The following is a 14,990-nucleotide window of genomic DNA, read 5'->3' as shown; positions in this document are numbered from 1 at the left end:
GTGATGTAAAGCAACAACTCAATGAATGTCTTGAGGTACTAACAAAGATTTTAGGCGCAGATCTTTTGGGAGTTTATCTTTATGGTTCTTATCTTGTAGGTGGTTTGCAAAAATACAGTGACATTGATTTTTTTGTTGTAACAAATCGTAGCACAACGTCAAAAGAAAAGATGGAGTTGACTAACCATCTACTCCAAATATCAGGCATTTACATGAAAAGTACGAAGCCACCTATAGAAATGACCCTTGTTGAAAGGGTCGCAATTAATCCTTGGATTTATCCACCCCTTTTTGATTTTCAATATGGCGAATGGCTTCGCTCATCATTTGAAATGGGAAATTTTGAACCATGGTCTGATCGTGCAATGCCGGATCTTGCGCTGATTGTCACGCAGGTCTTATTGAAGAGTCATACATTGATGGGGGAAAGCCCTAAGCAACTATTAGATCCGGTCCCATATAGCGACTTTATAAAAGCGATGCTTCATGATCTTGATAGACTTTCAGCGGAACTTGAACAGGACACTCGAAATGTATTATTAACTTATGCACGGATTTGGAGTACATTAGAAACTAATGAGATTCGATCAAAACCTATAGCCGCCGATTGGGTGATTGATCGTCTACCTAAAATGTATCAGCCCGTGATGAACAGAGCGAAACACATATGCATTGGTTTGGAAGATGAATATTGGGATGATATTAATGTGCTTGTAAAACCCTGTGCTGATTTTATATTAAGTAGAATTATCGATCAAAAGTTATCAATAAATCTAAAAGATCCTTGCGCCTTAATAAAGTTAGCCTAGATAGCAGGGCAGGAGACTATATTTGCCATTAGTATTATTTCAGTAAGATCAGTCATTTCCAGGTATTCTGCTACATTGCTACACGATCATCAAATCATTCAAACCATCTAGATGAAATTATCTATGAAATCATAGAGTAATGCATTTTTTCTGTTACAAATCCGATCAATTATTTGTAGCAAATAATATGCTACTTTATTGCTACGACATGCTACATTTTGGTGTAGCGCTCCGGAACTTGCGCCCTGATGCAAAAATAATTTAAACAAAAAGCCATTTTTGATTAAATTTAAAGCAAAGCGTACTAATTATTGGTTCTCCGATGAGAATAAATTAATCCTATCAAATGGATAATAAAGAAATGAAAATATCATCGAAACTAATTCAAACTATATACTGATTTTCAGGCCATTTGTGGTTAGAATTTTGCGTCATGGCGCAAGTTCCGGAGTGGAAGGCCACAAAGGGACTTAATATGGCTATTGAACAAAAATTTACAGATTTGCCCCAAGCATCTAATGCCAATTTAACCGACATTATTTGCGCAGTACAAAACTATGTTGACCCTAATAATTTAGGGTTATCCGTACAATTGACGTTGAACCAAATATTGCAATTAGTACAATCAAGTACGATCTTGTACAACGCTGGTAATCCTAATGGGCAAGTGGCGGGCACAACTTATATGCTTTGCTGGGACACGGTAAATAAAATCCTTTGGGTTTGTACCATTTCCGGTACGGCATTAACTGCTTTATGGACTAAATCTATTCAATTGACTGCTGGAACGGGTATTACTATCACCCAAAACGGCGATGACATTGAGATTGCGTCAAGCAACGTTCTTGCCAATTTCATTGAAGTACCTGGAACTTCTCAGCAGATGGCAGTTGATACCACTTATCAACCAATTAATGTTTCACCAACCACCCTAACTTTACCAGCCACTGCGGACTTAGGACAAATAGTTCGTGTCACTGGATGGGGGACTGGCGGATGGATAATCGCTCAAAACTTAGGACAACAAATCATTGTGGGCAATACACAAACTACGGTTGGCGTTAGTGGCAGTGTGTCCTCTACAAATCGCTATGACGGAATCGAGTTGGTTTGTACCGATATCAACGTTACCTGGCAAGCAGTAGTTGCACCTCAAGGTATGTTAAACATTGTTTAAGGATGAATAATGGCTATTCAAACAGGTATTAATGTCAACGCAGCTAATCCCCTTGCAAGTGCGTATGGCGGAACAGGGGTTAATAATGGCGCGAATACTTTAACGCTAGCAGGAAGTTTAGTAACTATTGGGGCTTATAATGTAGGATTTACTTTTACAGCGCCTACAGCTGTTATTTTCCCGACTTCAGGAACATTAGCAACAATTTCGGATATTCCGACAGCATATGTGCAAAGTGCAGCGGGGGTTGCAAATCAACTGCTAGTCAATGGAACTAGCGGCACAATGCAATATGGAGATTGCGTTTTCTCGTTACCTCAGGATATTGCACCTACAAGTTCGCCTACTTTTGCTAACCCTATATTTACAGCGCCCTTATTAGGTATGCCAACCTCTGGGATTTTAGTAAATTGTACAGGTTTACCTTTAACAACAGGAGTTACTGGCAACCTTCCAGTGACGAACCTTAATAGTGGTACAGGTGCATCCTCTTCAACTTTTTGGCGAGGTGATGGTATATGGGGCTTGGGGAGTAATGGAACGGCTAACCGACTTAAGGATTATTAGGATCTCTTAGTGATCTTAATTTTCCATCTTTTACTTCATCAGACATAGAGAATGAATATCGGCCAAGCATATTAAAATGTGCTTTTGCAAATGGTGATAGCCTCACTTCATCTTCTTCATTCACAGGAAAGTTATCGTTCTTTAGCTGATCTAACGTGGCATCCATATAAATAGTATTCCAATGAACCAGAACATTAAGCACTAATCCTAATGCTCCTAGTTGATCTTCTTGTCCTTCGCGATATCGTTGGTGAAGTTCTCCTCTTTTTCCGTGAAAAACAGAACGCGCCAAGCTGTGTCTGCCCTCTGTCAAATTTAGTTGTAATAAAGTACTACGGCGACACGATTCATCATGAATATAGTTAAGCATATGAATGGTCTTATCTATGCGCCCAATTTCAGCAATGGCTTGTGCTAATCTTGTGGGTTTGTCACCCACCTGAAGAGTTCTCATAATCCCTGTTGCGGGTACTCGGCCAAGTTTTAAAGATCCAACCAAACGCAGCACATCGTCCCAATGAGGAATAATGCGCTCAAGATTTGCACGATGTTTAGCAAGAATATTGAGTTTGCCATAGTCTGCCAGTGGATCAACTCGCCAAAAACGAGCATCTCCCAAATCAGCTAATCGTGGACTAAAACGATACCCTAAGAGACGAAAAAGACCAAATACAATATCACTGTAAGCACCCGTATCTGTCATGATGCGAGTTGGTTTTAACTCTGTTTGTTGTTCTAGCACTACTCCCAATAGAATCAAACTGTCTCGCAAAGTTCCTGGCACTGTAACATCATTCAAACCAGTTCTTTGATTTGAAAGTAAATTATACCAGGTGACTCCGCGTCCTTGATTAAAGTACTTTGGATTTGGAGCTGCATGCAAAGAACGGACAGGTACAACAAAACGCATTCCATCAGCAGAGGCTATATCTCCACCGCCCCATTTTTTCGCTAATTTACTCTGGTTTTGTGCGGCAACTAATATGGCGTTGGATGCAGTTATCGTCTCATCGCGAATATAATTTTGATCAACCCATATCAAACGATCTCTTTTTAATGCTGGAATATCCTCTCTTACAAAAGGTTCAAGACCAGTATTGCACGCCTGGGCAAGTAAAACAGCACAAATACTGATTTCTAAATCAACAGCCCGAGCATTCCCTTCATTAATATGAGTAAATGCTGAAATGAAGTTAGTTCGCTTAGCAATTTCCAGCAATACTTCGGGTAAATCTACACGAGGGAGTCTGGATTTAACTTCACTGCGCAACAGTTTTAGTGATTCAGGCTCATCTAACTTGTCTAATTGGGTTAGAATAAGTTCTTCACTGCCTTTAATCAGATCGAATCTTATAAAAGGGTTATTATCAAAATTTTTAGCCACCAATTTATATGTTTCATCTAATTCATTAACAAACTCCTGTAAATAACCATGTGGTTCATTTGTTAAGTTTAAAGAACGACAAATCACTGGGCGTATGGCCTCCCACTCTGTTCCTCCATGAAGATTGGCTCTAGGATCAGAATAACGCCAACTTGGGCTAATAAAGAGATCGCGGCGTTTCAACGCTCCTTGTAATTTATCAAGAACACAGAAAATATACGCAGTTTTATTGAACTGATTTTCTTTATCATGAATATATCGTTTCCATGTTTTACTGACTAAATCCATTGGCGCTTCTTTTTTTGATTTACTTTTTAACCAATCAAGCGCCTGGATAATAGGTTTTCCTGCTTCATTGCTGTCAAAGTGAATAACACGAAGAAGAGAAGGTAAAAAGTTTTTAATTGTTTGTTCTTTATCCTCGAGTTCGCGATAAAAAACATCATCTGGCGGTTGAATTAGCGCATTTACTTCGGTAACAGCGATTATTAATTCTTCATATCCAACGATATTGAAGATTTTACTCCGAACCTCTTGATCAGTAAGATTGTTATCTAAAACAACTTTGCAGGCATCAATCAATGTCGCTGCAGCAGAGTCTAAATCTTTAATTGTTCGTAACCTCGTTTTATGATTAGTACGTTTTGCTTTGGAAAATAGCTCACTTAAGACAATAGATAATATATCAAGAGCATCATCTTGTGCCGTAGCTTCAAAATGATGAGCAAAAGCAACTAAAGTTGCCATCTTTCTTTCATAAGAAAGGCGGCTTATAGCGGTTGTCTTTGCAGTATTAGCAAAGCGAGAAAGAACAGATACTCTACCCTCAGGTAACCGCTTAGGTAATACAATGCTTAGTTCGCGCGCCATTTCAATACGTTTTAGTGCTTTAACCAATGTCTTACTACTTGCTCTTACAGGGCCTTTGCGAAGAATATCAAGTAATGATTGGCGTTGCTTCTCTGCCACCAATAGTAAATTATTAAGTTTTTCTGTCTGGTCGTTAGTTAAATTTTTAATCAATGATCGCCATAAGCGCGTATCCATTCTACTACGAATTTCAGCAATAAATCGTTCTACTGTTGTTATTCCTGGCAATAAAACTTTATTGTTTATAAGCCATAACACGGTTTGCTCAAATAATAATCCTGGCCTATCTGTTCCAGTCCAAAATAAAGCATATAGCCACCGGCCCAACTTAAAACGAATACCTTCTTCATTAAATTCTGTAAACCCATAACGTGTTCTTATTTCAACAGTATGCCGCCATCGTTGTTCACTTTTCTGATAACGCTCAAGAGAATTCTGAATATCGGCTACATTAATTTGGGTGGCAATCCGCTCAATGATTTTATAAGGAATTTCAGTCAAATCACTGTAAAAAGTGCCAACAAATCTAGCCGTAGTTAATTGAAGAGCATAACCTAACCGACTAAATGCTCCTCGTTTATTTCTTATCCATTCCCTATCTTGATCATCGAGAAAAAAATAATTAGCGATAAATTCTGGTGCTAAGTCATTAGGGTACCTGCCATAGTTTTCACGCTGAGCAGGAGAAAGAAAGTCAACAGGCATAACATCTCATTATAAATGCGTGTTGTAAAACTTAGATTTTTTGCAACACATGTCAAAGAACCAAATTGTAAACATACAAATTAAATTGCCAACATCAACAACTAACCTCCATAAATTTAGTATGACTTCTTTAAAAACCCATTAACAAACCTAAAATATCATTGGTCATTCTGACGGTTGGTCAACAAAATCAACTTCGATGTATTTTGTTTTGGAGTATTATTGATCAGCCTGAAACTCTAAAAATAAAGGCATACTTATTCATGTTTAGCCTCCATAATCACTTTAAGATAATCAATGATTTGAATTGTCTTTTCTGATGAAAACGGCTTAGCAAAATACAGATAATCTTCAAGTGACTGTTGATGAGATAAATCGATTGCCTGGTTCGTCATGATGCCGATTAATGAACGAAGCGTCATTTTATTTTGCTCTGGGATTAAGGATTTAAAGTCCATCGTTATCAATTCATGATAAAAACGACTATCGACTAAAATCATATCGTAAAACGCGGAGGCAATTCGCTCTAGTGCTTCTTCTATTGTGGATACTAAATCTATGTGTTGATTTAAACGAGTAAATTGATCGCGAATCACAATGCGCGAGGCCATGGATTCTTCAATAATTAAAAAACGAAATGCTGCTTGCATTGACTAAATGCTCCGTATTTTATTTTCATCATATAAAAAATATAAAGAAATAGGTCTATTTACAGTGTCACTGATGACAATCCAGGAGCGTATTATTTAATACCCCGTCATCCCGAATACTAAAAGTACAATAAATTTGATTACCTCTCCGATACCATACATTACATGAGCATAAGAATGAGGTAATTTCTTGCCTGTTGCTAAATCATCAATTCGTTGACAGAGTATTGGAAATACCCAAAAGACTTGCAGTATTGCAACACTGATGAGAACTCCCAATAATACATTGTCTAACACAGTGTGGACGTGGAAAACATACAACGCAATTATTAGGATAAGAAAAACTAACTGCACCTGTTGAAAGGAGCGAAACACGGTTCGCCCAACTTCTAATCCCACTAATTTGCCAAGAGTAGGGGTTTTAAATTTTACCCAGCTTTCTAAAAAAGAAATACCGAGTATCATCCCTGCCCATAGGAGTGCGGCAATTGACAGCCAATGTATTCTCATCATGTCAACCAATAAAAATATTTAAAATACATCTTATGAAGATGAGGCGGTCTCAGTCAAGAACTGCTAATTTATAAAGTCTTTACTAATCAAAGTATTATAATTTTTAAACGAGATTGAATGCCGTATTCATCGAGCGAATCATCACCTGTAATCCCAAGACAATCAGTTATATTAAAGTTGCATTTAAAATACACCTTTAATATAATATATCTTATATCACCATAAAGGAGCACATCATGCCAGTAACTCATAGGCCTGCCCAAACCATCAGTGATAAAATTGCCTTTGGTCTGGTAAAGTTTTTCCGATTTTTCGCAGATACTTTTTTTCAAAAACGCTATGGAAATCGAGCCATTGTGCTGGAAACGGTAGCAGCTGTTCCTGGTATGGTCGGTGCTGCTTTGCTGCATTTGCGCTGCCTAAGAAAAATTAAAAACGACGAGGGCTGGATTAAAATTTTACTGGATGAAGCAGATAATGAACGGATGCATTTGATTACCTTTATGTACATTGCCAAACCCAACTGGTTTGAGCGCTTTATTATTTTTACGGCACAAGCTATTTTTGTGGTGTTGTATCTGCTGATGTATGTTTGTTCTTCAAAAACAGCACATCGTTTTGTTGGTTATCTTGAAGAAGAAGCCGTGATCAGTTACACCCATTATTTACAGGAGTTGGATGAAGGACGTATTGAGAATGTTCCTGCACCTGATGTTGCCAAACACTATTGGGGGCTTGCTGCTGATGCCAGGTTGCGAGACGTGCTTTTAGTGGTGCGAGACGATGAAGTGGAGCATCGTGATGTAAACCATCAATTAGCAGATAAGTTGGTCAATGGCAAAACGTTGTTAACTCAATTGAAACCAGAATACATCGATAATGCAAACAACACGGAATCACAGGGCCAATAATCAAGAATATAAAGGATGCATCATGTCATCAGAATACAATGAGTTACTGTGCTATAAACGCACCGACATTGACAGCCATGGAAAACTGAAGTTTTTCTTAGAAAAACACAGCACCAAAGAAGGCACATGGGGAAGGCTTTCTCTGCATGAAGGAGCGATTGATTTTGCATTCTTAAATGGCCAGGGACAAGAGTGTTCACGCACGCGCATCGATCACAAGCATCCCGAGCTTCAGATTCCACCAGCGGCATGGCATAAAGTTATTCCTGTCAGTGAATCATTTAAGGCAACACTTAAGTTTTACTGCATGCCTCATCGCTACTTCAATAAAAAATACGGTCTAAGTGCTGTACAAAGCGACTTAGTGTATGTTTATCAGACTTACTTACATCATCTGCAAGAAGCATCTATTCTCGATGTAGGCTGTGGCTCTGGAAGGAATTTATTGTATTTAGCCAACATGGGGCATCACATTACCGGAATAGATAACAATCAAGCATCGCTAGAGACAATTCAGGAAATTGCTCAAAAAGAAGATTTGAGCAAGGTGTCCACTCAACTGCACGATTTAAATCAACCCTTAGCGCTTGGTGTGGAACATTTTGATTTCGTGTTTTCAACCGTCACACTGCAGTTCTTAAATTCGGAACGTATCCCCTCCTTGCTTACAGAGCTCCAAGAAGCAACCAATAAGAATGGGTATCATTTCTTGGTTTTCCCCATTCAATCAGAACTCTACCCATTGCCAGATTTTTTCACGTACCTGCCCCATAAAGAAGAGCTCTATCATCTTTATCAAGATACTGGATGGTCTATACTGGAATATAAAGAATCAGTGGGGCATTTGCATAAACAAGATGCATCTGGAAAGCAGATACCCGGTGTGTTTGGTATGTTACTTGCGCAAAAACCGGGGTAATGCATAGTCTATAACAAGGAATGTCATGAGTTCTACTCATCGAAATACGATTCAGATTTGCCGCGTCTATGCTCCTCCACCGATTAAAGAAGGAGCATGGCTTTTGATTGATAGACTCTGGCCCCGTGGCCTCAAAAAAGAAACATTGGCTTTTGATTTGTGGTTAAAAGACATCACGCCAAGTGTCGCGTTAAGACAATGGTTTCACGGGGATATTGAAAAGCGATGGGGCGAATTTATTGATTGCTATATTGAAGAATTAATCAATAAAAGTACTTTGATAGAGCAAATCCTGGAAATGACAAAAGACGCCTCTGTTACTTTGTTTTATGCCGCAAAAGACCCAAAACATAATCACGCACGTATTTTGCAAGCTGTTTTGCACTCCTGGCCTATTGCTCCCGATAAGGCCTTACTTCTCTAATGGTTTTATGTTTAATAATACAGACAGCTCTGCCTTATTAGTGACTACATCCGCTAAGGTGTAACGCTCCAAAACACTCATAAAAGCGGCTTGCGCTTCATGCAAGACACTCTTTAATTTGCACACTGGAGCAATACAGCAGTTTGCTTTTTCTTTATTAAAACAAGGCACCAAATCAAAATGAGGCTCCAATTGGACGATTAGTTGGCCTAAATTAATGGTTTCAGGTTGAGCGGCCATTAAAATACCGCCATTTTTCCCGCGAATGGTTTTAATCAGTTTAAGTTTGGCTAAATTATGAATGATTTTAACCATATGATGGCTCGATATGCCATACGCTTCAGTGATGTCTTTAATGGTACAAGATTCTTTTCTAAGTACGATGTAAATCAGAGCACGTAATGAATAATCGGTAAATTGGGTGAGTTGCATCATGAATTCCTGATTAGGTTATTGACTGTGATTATTTCTTTTTATAAGATGCATTGCAAATATATCTTTAAAGGAGTCACCATGTCAGAGTCATTGTTTGAACGTTTGGGAGGTCAAAGCGCAGTCAATGCGGCGGTTGATATTTTCTATCGCAAAATGTTAACCGATGAGCGAGTCAGTCATTTTTTTGATGATATTGATATGGAACAACAAATTCTAAAGCAAAAGGGATTTTTAACCATGGCATTTGGTGGGCCCAATCACTACAGTGGAAAAAACATGCGCGAAGGACATGCTCACCTGGTCAAGCGCGGACTAAATGATACACATGTGGATATTGTGATTGAGCATCTGGGTGCAACACTTTCTGAATTAGGAGCAAATGCGGAGGATATTAATCAAGTCGCCGCTATTGCTAACAGCGTTCGTAATGACGTTTTGGGGCGCTCATCATGAGTACGGTTGCATTTAATAATCAATCCTACTCCATAGAGCCTCAAGAAAGCGTGTTGCACTGTTTACTGCGTCATGAGGTTGATTATCCTAATTCGTGTCAGGCAGGCATTTGTCAGTCTTGCTTAATTAAAGTCAAAGATGGGGAGATTAACCCTGCCTGGCAAGAAGGATTACCTGAAACGCTTAAAGCGCAAGGTTATTTTCTAGCTTGTCTTGCAAAGCCTGAAACGCCACTGGAGGTGTTAACTCCTGAAAGCACTGAATGTGAAGTGAACGCACAAATCATCGATATCAACGCATTGAATTACAATGTGATGCAAGTAAAACTTCACGTGGATGATTTAGAGCATTGGATTCCTGGTCAATACCTGAGTCTCATTAATCCAGAAGGCACAATACGCAGTTATTCCATCGCCAACATTCCTGAGCAAGAGGGGTTTATTGAATTACACGTTAAAATTTATCCAGGTGGAAGCATGGGGCAATGGCTAGCGAACAAAGCAACAAAACATGCCGAGGTGAAGCTAAGAGGTCCCTTTGGACGCTGTTTCTACTATAACCCAGAGCAATTGGCTTTTAATATGTTGCTGGCAGGAACTGGAACTGGACTTGCGCCCCTTATTGCCATTATTAAAAGCGCATTAAGCAACAAACATCAAGGAACCATCACCTTAGTTCATGGCGGCCTTGCTGATGAAGATATTTACTACAAAGAAGAGCTGGAAATGCTGTCGCTGTTGTTTCCTTCTTTTGTGTATGACGCGTGCGTACTTCAAAGTCAGGGACGATATCCTGAAGCGTCTATTGAACAACGCGCGTTAATGCATTTAAATCAGCCAAAAGAGACACGAGTTTATGTCTGTGGCCCTAAAGACACTACTGATAAGTTGAAAAAACAGATTTTTCTTGCTGGCGTGCCTTCTCAGGCTATCTTAAGTGATGTATTTTTATAAGCACTAATTTTAAGAAATCGACACGTAATTTCATGGAATGAAACAATGACTCAAAATAAGAAAACCATAACGGAATATGCCCAGGAAACAAACGACCCAGTAGCTCTGGTTTTAAAATGGATTTTATTGTTCACTGCACTGCTTTGCTTTATGGTGCTCATATGGGGTACTTATAAAACCTACCAACTTGCGCCACCCCTACCGCAACAATTTCAAACTCAATCAGGCTATGTGGTGATGACTGAAGATGACATTGTTGCAGGCAAAGCGGGATTTCAACGAGCTGATTTGATGGATTATGGCAGTTTGTATGGTATGGGCTCTTATTTTGGTGAAGATTACACAGCAACCAATTTGCTGCGTTTAGGACGACTTGTTGAAGAAAAAATAGCGCAAGCACGCTATGGTAAATCATTTGCCGCTTTGTCCGAAGAAGAGCAGTATTTAGCTCGAAAAACCATGCAGCGTGAATTACAGAATACGGATTTAAGCGCGCCAATCAGTGTTTTGTCGCAATATGTTGCTGACTCAATCGGACAATTAAAACAAGAAATTGCCTCAACATTATTGAATCATGATGCCAAAAAAGGCTGGACTAAAGCCTATAGTCTCGATGAGCAAAGCGCATTGCGCACAGCAGAGTTCCTGATTTATTCCTCACTGACCACCATTGCTCATCGGCCAGGACAAAACAGCTCCTATACTAACAATTGGCCTTATGAGCCCAGTATGGGGAATAGCCCAACCCCAGCTACGTTTTACTGGACGTGGGTTTCCTTTTGTTTTGTGTTTTTAGGCTTTGGCGCCATTTTATATATTTATCATCGCTATCTAAGTGTGCCAGATAATTCTCCCAGAACACCGCTATTTATGCATTTTAAACCACTGACATCAAGTCAGCGTAAAGTGGGCCAGTATTTCCTGGTCGTCGCAGTGATTTTACTCATTCAAATCGGAGTAGGCGCTATTATGGCGCATTACTATTCTGAGCGCGAGGGGTTTTATGGCATCGCAATTAATGACTATTTACCCTTTAACTTCCTGCGCGATGTGCACATACAAACGCCCATAGTCTGGATTGCGCTGTCCTGGATAAGTGCGGCAGTGTTTATAGCACCCATCATCAGCAAAAAGGAAGCGAAAGGCCAGGGATTTTTAGTCAGCGTTTTATTTTGGGTGACGCTCTTTGTTGTGGGTGGCGCCTTAATTGGTGATTATTTAGGAATTATGGGGTACGTCAATCAGTACTGGTTTTGGATTGGCAATCAGGGACTTTCTTATTTGCAACTGGGTCGTTTATGGCAAATTGGGTTTTGTCTGGGATTGTTTTTGTGGAGTTTTATTGTATTTCGCGGTATGTGGCCCCAATGGAGTGCTGTTAAAAAAGCCACAGTACAATTTTGGACGGGCAGAATTCGTCTGGAACATTTATTTTGGGCCAGCACCGCCAACGTTGCTGTATTGTATTGCTTTGGGATGATTCCGTTAACCGGCATTGAAAAATCATTTACCATTACTGATTTTTGGCGTTGGTGGGTCGTTCATCTTTGGGTTGAACAATCCTTTGAATTTTTTGCAGCGTGCGCAACTGCTTATCTGTTAATGGGCACCGGCTTGGTATCGCGTGCTCTTGCAGAACGAACCATGTATTTTGAAACCATTCTTATTTTCTTAGGTGGAGTAGTTGGTACAGGACATCATTGGTATTGGACTGGTACGCCCGATATTTGGGTGCCGCTTGGTTCCATGTTTTCCTTTATTGAGGTATTGCCCTTAGTGCTTCTTATTATTGATGCAATTGAACATCGGCAGTTGATAAAACGCCAGGGTGATTTTACTTATAATTTAGCCTATCTTTATGTGCTAGGTGCCTCCTTTTGGAATTTTGTTGGCGCGGGAGTCTTTGGTGGGGGAACACTCAATGCACCATTGGTAAATTATTATGAGCATGGTACTTTTTTAACGCTCAATCACGCGCATACGGCTTTATTTGGTGCATTTGGCTTACTGGGCCTTGGACTGATTTATTTTTGTTTGCGTTATGCGGCAGGAAAACGTTTACCTTGGAGTGACCGTTTGGGTACCTGGGCATTTTGGCTCTATAATCTAGGGCTTTTATTGTGGATTGTTCTGAACTTCTTCCCTATAGGATGGGCTCAATTAATGGATGTGTATGAGCATGGCTTTGCTCATGCCAGGAGTCTTGAGTTTTATAATACCACGTTATTATGGCAATGGTTGCGCCTTCCAGGTGATGTAGTTTTTGCTTTAGGCGCACTCATCATGGCTTACGATTTCATCAGCAAATTGGCGCCTTTTTTTCCAAAGCTTGCGAAAATTTATTTAAGTAGAAATCAATACCTGTTGCCTAATGAAATGGGAGGAGATGGCAATTGAAACTCAGAGTAATAGCATGACTGGACGCTGGAGCGAGTGGTTTATTGAAAAAATCGGTGGCTTGTTATCACGACAAGCACCACCTCAAAGAGCCTATTTGTGTGATTTTAATAAACTATGCGACAAAATACGTCCTGTCGATGTGCTTTTGGTGGAAGGAAGAAGCCGAATCAGCCGCATGATTCGACATGTGACTCAAAGCCCTTGGTCTCATGCCGCATTATATATAGGACGTTTGCAAGACATTCAGGAACACTCTTTGCAGAAGCTCATTAAAACACACTATGATGGCCCACCCGATAAACAGCTTTTGGTAGAAAGCGAGCTGGGGCTAGGAACTATTATTTCTCCACTCGATAAATACAAAGATGACCATCTTCGTATTGTAAGGCCAGAATGGTTAGCCCAAGAGGATGTATCTCGAGTTGTGATTTATGCGCTCAACCGTTTGGGTAAAAATTATGATGTGCGACATGTATTCGATTTGGCGCGTTTTTTATTTCCCTGGGGAATTTTCCCTAGAAAATGGCGTTCAACCCTATTTCAGCACAATGCCATGCAACCTACAGAAGATATTTGCTCATCAATGATTGCCGATGCGTTTCAGTCGGTACACTATCCCATTTTGCCTTTTATTCACGAGGGAAATAAACATCACATAGAGCTTGTCAGACGCAATCCTCGTTTATTCACGCCGAGTGATTTTGATTATTCGCCATTTTTTTCTGTGATTAAGTATCCTATATTTCCTCCCAATATTATAAAAGGATATGCGCATTTACCTTGGAATAAAGAACAGATAAGCGATCTTTAACTAAGCACTTACCATTTGGCACTAAATTCTTCTATAACATGAGCGTCAGTAAAATTAAGATAAATAGCCGTCGTTTCCAAACGGTCATGCCCCAATGCTTTTTGTACTGAGGCCAATGAAATTCCTTTTTGCAGCGCTAAAGTTGCAAAGGTATGCCGTAGAATGTGTGGCGTCACTTGTTTAGTGATTTTTGCCTTATTGGCAATTTCTTTTACTATCTTTTGGACTTGCCTTGCTCCAATAGGGAAGCGCTCATTAATCGCATAGTAATGCTCAAGTAACGCCCGTACACGGTTAGACATAGGAACAACTCGTTTTTTTGATTTTTTACCATAAGGGCCCCCTTTTCCTGAAATACGCAGTGATTTTTGTTGCCACAAAATATCTTGTGAAGTAAGTGAACATAACTCTGATACTCGCAGACCAGTATCAATTAAAATCCAAATAATCAGCTTTTCAAGCATTGACTCACATGCCTGACACAGTTGATCTGCTTCCTCAGCTCGAAGTGGTTCTCTTACAAATTGGTAAGGCATGACTCCTCCAAATGCGGACAGTTCGCTTTCCTTCTAGTTTAGCGAATAAAATTCGCTAAATGTTAGTCTTTTATAAATTAATGGTCTACCCTGATAATACAGGTTTTTAAAGGCGTTTCTGAGAAATTATTACGCAATCATAAAATCGGCAAAAGGGATTAAGTTCGTCTTTTTAGGTGGAATGCGAATTATGCGTGAGTTGGGGGCACTAACGCAATTAAGTAAGGACGAAGAGGAAAGCAAATCTCATCAATGAATTGGTGCTAATTTAGGGGGTAGGTCAGAAAAAGCAACTGCTCGAGCAAGGTTCTTAGATGTCTGATGAAGTAAAAATGGAAAACTAAGATCACTAAGAGATCCTAATAATCCTTAAGTCGGTTGACCGTTCCATTACTCCCCAAGACCCAAACCCAGATGAAAGTGCCAAAAAATGTTTAGAACATTTTCAAAAGCGTGCGCAACAATATAGTGAA

Annotated in this window: 15 protein-coding genes; 10 read left to right on the top strand and 5 right to left on the bottom strand. The window is 39.6% G+C overall.

Features of this window, described 5'->3' with window-relative positions; all coding sequences use genetic code 11:
- The 3 genes from BGO44_RS06480 to BGO44_RS06470 form a co-directional block, all read left to right on the top strand.
- A partial coding sequence (locus BGO44_RS06480; protein WP_286822888.1) for an aminoglycoside adenylyltransferase family protein occupies positions 1–809 on the top strand: 809 nt, incomplete at its 5' end.
- 475 nt (positions 810–1,284) lie between these two features.
- Complete coding sequence (locus BGO44_RS06475) at positions 1,285–1,986, top strand: hypothetical protein (RefSeq protein WP_273199648.1); 702 nt, start codon at positions 1,285–1,287, stop codon at positions 1,984–1,986.
- A 9-nt stretch (positions 1,987–1,995) separates the two neighbouring features.
- Positions 1,996–2,553, top strand: coding sequence for a hypothetical protein (locus BGO44_RS06470; RefSeq protein ID WP_273199650.1), 558 nt, complete (start codon positions 1,996–1,998; stop codon positions 2,551–2,553).
- On the opposite strand, the gene BGO44_RS06465 is transcribed toward BGO44_RS06470, so the two are convergent.
- The 3 genes from BGO44_RS06465 to BGO44_RS06455 all read right to left on the bottom strand — a co-directional run bounded on the left by BGO44_RS06465 (position 2,540) and on the right by BGO44_RS06455 (position 6,675).
- Complete coding sequence (locus tag BGO44_RS06465; RefSeq protein ID WP_061504292.1) at positions 2,540–5,512, bottom strand: Tn3 family transposase; 2,973 nt, start codon at positions 5,510–5,512, stop codon at positions 2,540–2,542. The two genes, BGO44_RS06470 and BGO44_RS06465, sit on opposite strands and share 14 nt — an antisense overlap.
- 257 nt (positions 5,513–5,769) lie before the next feature.
- The gene (locus BGO44_RS06460) at positions 5,770–6,162 is read right to left on the bottom strand and encodes a DNA-binding transcriptional response regulator (RefSeq protein WP_061504291.1); all 393 of its coding nucleotides are present in this window, start codon (positions 6,160–6,162) and stop codon (positions 5,770–5,772) included.
- A gap of 96 nt (positions 6,163–6,258) precedes the next feature.
- Entirely contained in the window at positions 6,259–6,675 is a 417-nt protein-coding gene (locus BGO44_RS06455; RefSeq protein WP_147285897.1) for a hypothetical protein, read from the bottom strand.
- Positions 6,676–6,911: 236 nt separating this feature from the next.
- Here BGO44_RS06455 and BGO44_RS06450 point away from each other — a divergent pair, with 236 nt between their 5' ends.
- The 3 genes from BGO44_RS06450 to BGO44_RS06440 are packed head-to-tail and all read left to right on the top strand — an operon-like array spanning position 6,912 to position 8,929.
- Positions 6,912–7,586 (top strand): alternative oxidase, encoded by a 675-nt coding sequence (locus tag BGO44_RS06450; protein ID WP_061504289.1) that lies wholly within the window; start codon positions 6,912–6,914, stop codon positions 7,584–7,586.
- A gap of 22 nt (positions 7,587–7,608) precedes the next feature.
- Positions 7,609–8,505, top strand: coding sequence for an SAM-dependent methyltransferase TehB (gene tehB, locus BGO44_RS06445; RefSeq protein WP_061504288.1), 897 nt, complete (start codon positions 7,609–7,611; stop codon positions 8,503–8,505).
- A 25-nt stretch (positions 8,506–8,530) separates the two neighbouring features.
- Positions 8,531–8,929 (top strand): DUF488 domain-containing protein, encoded by a 399-nt coding sequence (locus BGO44_RS06440; protein ID WP_273199657.1) that lies wholly within the window; start codon positions 8,531–8,533, stop codon positions 8,927–8,929.
- Here BGO44_RS06440 and BGO44_RS06435 read toward each other — a convergent pair.
- A complete protein-coding gene (locus BGO44_RS06435) occupies positions 8,918–9,361 on the bottom strand; it encodes an Rrf2 family transcriptional regulator (protein WP_061504286.1) in 444 nt (147 codons plus the stop codon). The genes BGO44_RS06440 and BGO44_RS06435 overlap by 12 nt on opposite strands.
- Positions 9,362–9,442: 81 nt before the next feature.
- On the opposite strand from BGO44_RS06435, the gene BGO44_RS06430 reads away from it, so the two are divergent.
- The 4 genes from BGO44_RS06430 to BGO44_RS06415 are packed head-to-tail and all read left to right on the top strand — an operon-like array spanning position 9,443 to position 13,981.
- Complete coding sequence (locus BGO44_RS06430; RefSeq protein WP_061504285.1) at positions 9,443–9,817, top strand: group I truncated hemoglobin; 375 nt, start codon at positions 9,443–9,445, stop codon at positions 9,815–9,817.
- On the top strand, positions 9,814–10,770 hold the full coding sequence (locus tag BGO44_RS06425) for an FAD-binding oxidoreductase (protein WP_061504284.1): 957 nt from the start codon (positions 9,814–9,816) through the stop codon (positions 10,768–10,770). The genes BGO44_RS06430 and BGO44_RS06425 overlap by 4 nt, the downstream gene beginning before the upstream one ends.
- Positions 10,771–10,815: 45 nt before the next feature.
- Positions 10,816–13,167: a nitric-oxide reductase large subunit gene (locus BGO44_RS06420; protein ID WP_061504283.1), complete on the top strand. Its 2,352-nt coding sequence runs from the start codon at positions 10,816–10,818 to the stop codon at positions 13,165–13,167.
- Positions 13,157–13,981, top strand: a complete 825-nt coding sequence (locus BGO44_RS06415; RefSeq protein ID WP_172461333.1) for a YiiX/YebB-like N1pC/P60 family cysteine hydrolase — start codon at positions 13,157–13,159, stop codon at positions 13,979–13,981. The genes BGO44_RS06420 and BGO44_RS06415 overlap by 11 nt, the downstream gene beginning before the upstream one ends.
- A gap of 8 nt (positions 13,982–13,989) precedes the next feature.
- Here BGO44_RS06415 and BGO44_RS06410 read toward each other — a convergent pair whose 3' ends face one another.
- Positions 13,990–14,517: a tyrosine-type recombinase/integrase gene (locus BGO44_RS06410; RefSeq protein WP_061504282.1), complete on the bottom strand. Its 528-nt coding sequence runs from the start codon at positions 14,515–14,517 to the stop codon at positions 13,990–13,992.
- Positions 14,518–14,990: the final 473 nt, after the last annotated feature.

This window comes from Legionella sp. 39-23, from assembly GCF_001897665.1.
Taxonomy (GTDB): Bacteria; Pseudomonadota; Gammaproteobacteria; order Legionellales; family Legionellaceae; genus Legionella; species Legionella steelei.
Note: the sequence above shows the minus strand (reverse complement) of the source record. Positions and strands in the feature narration are given on the sequence as shown.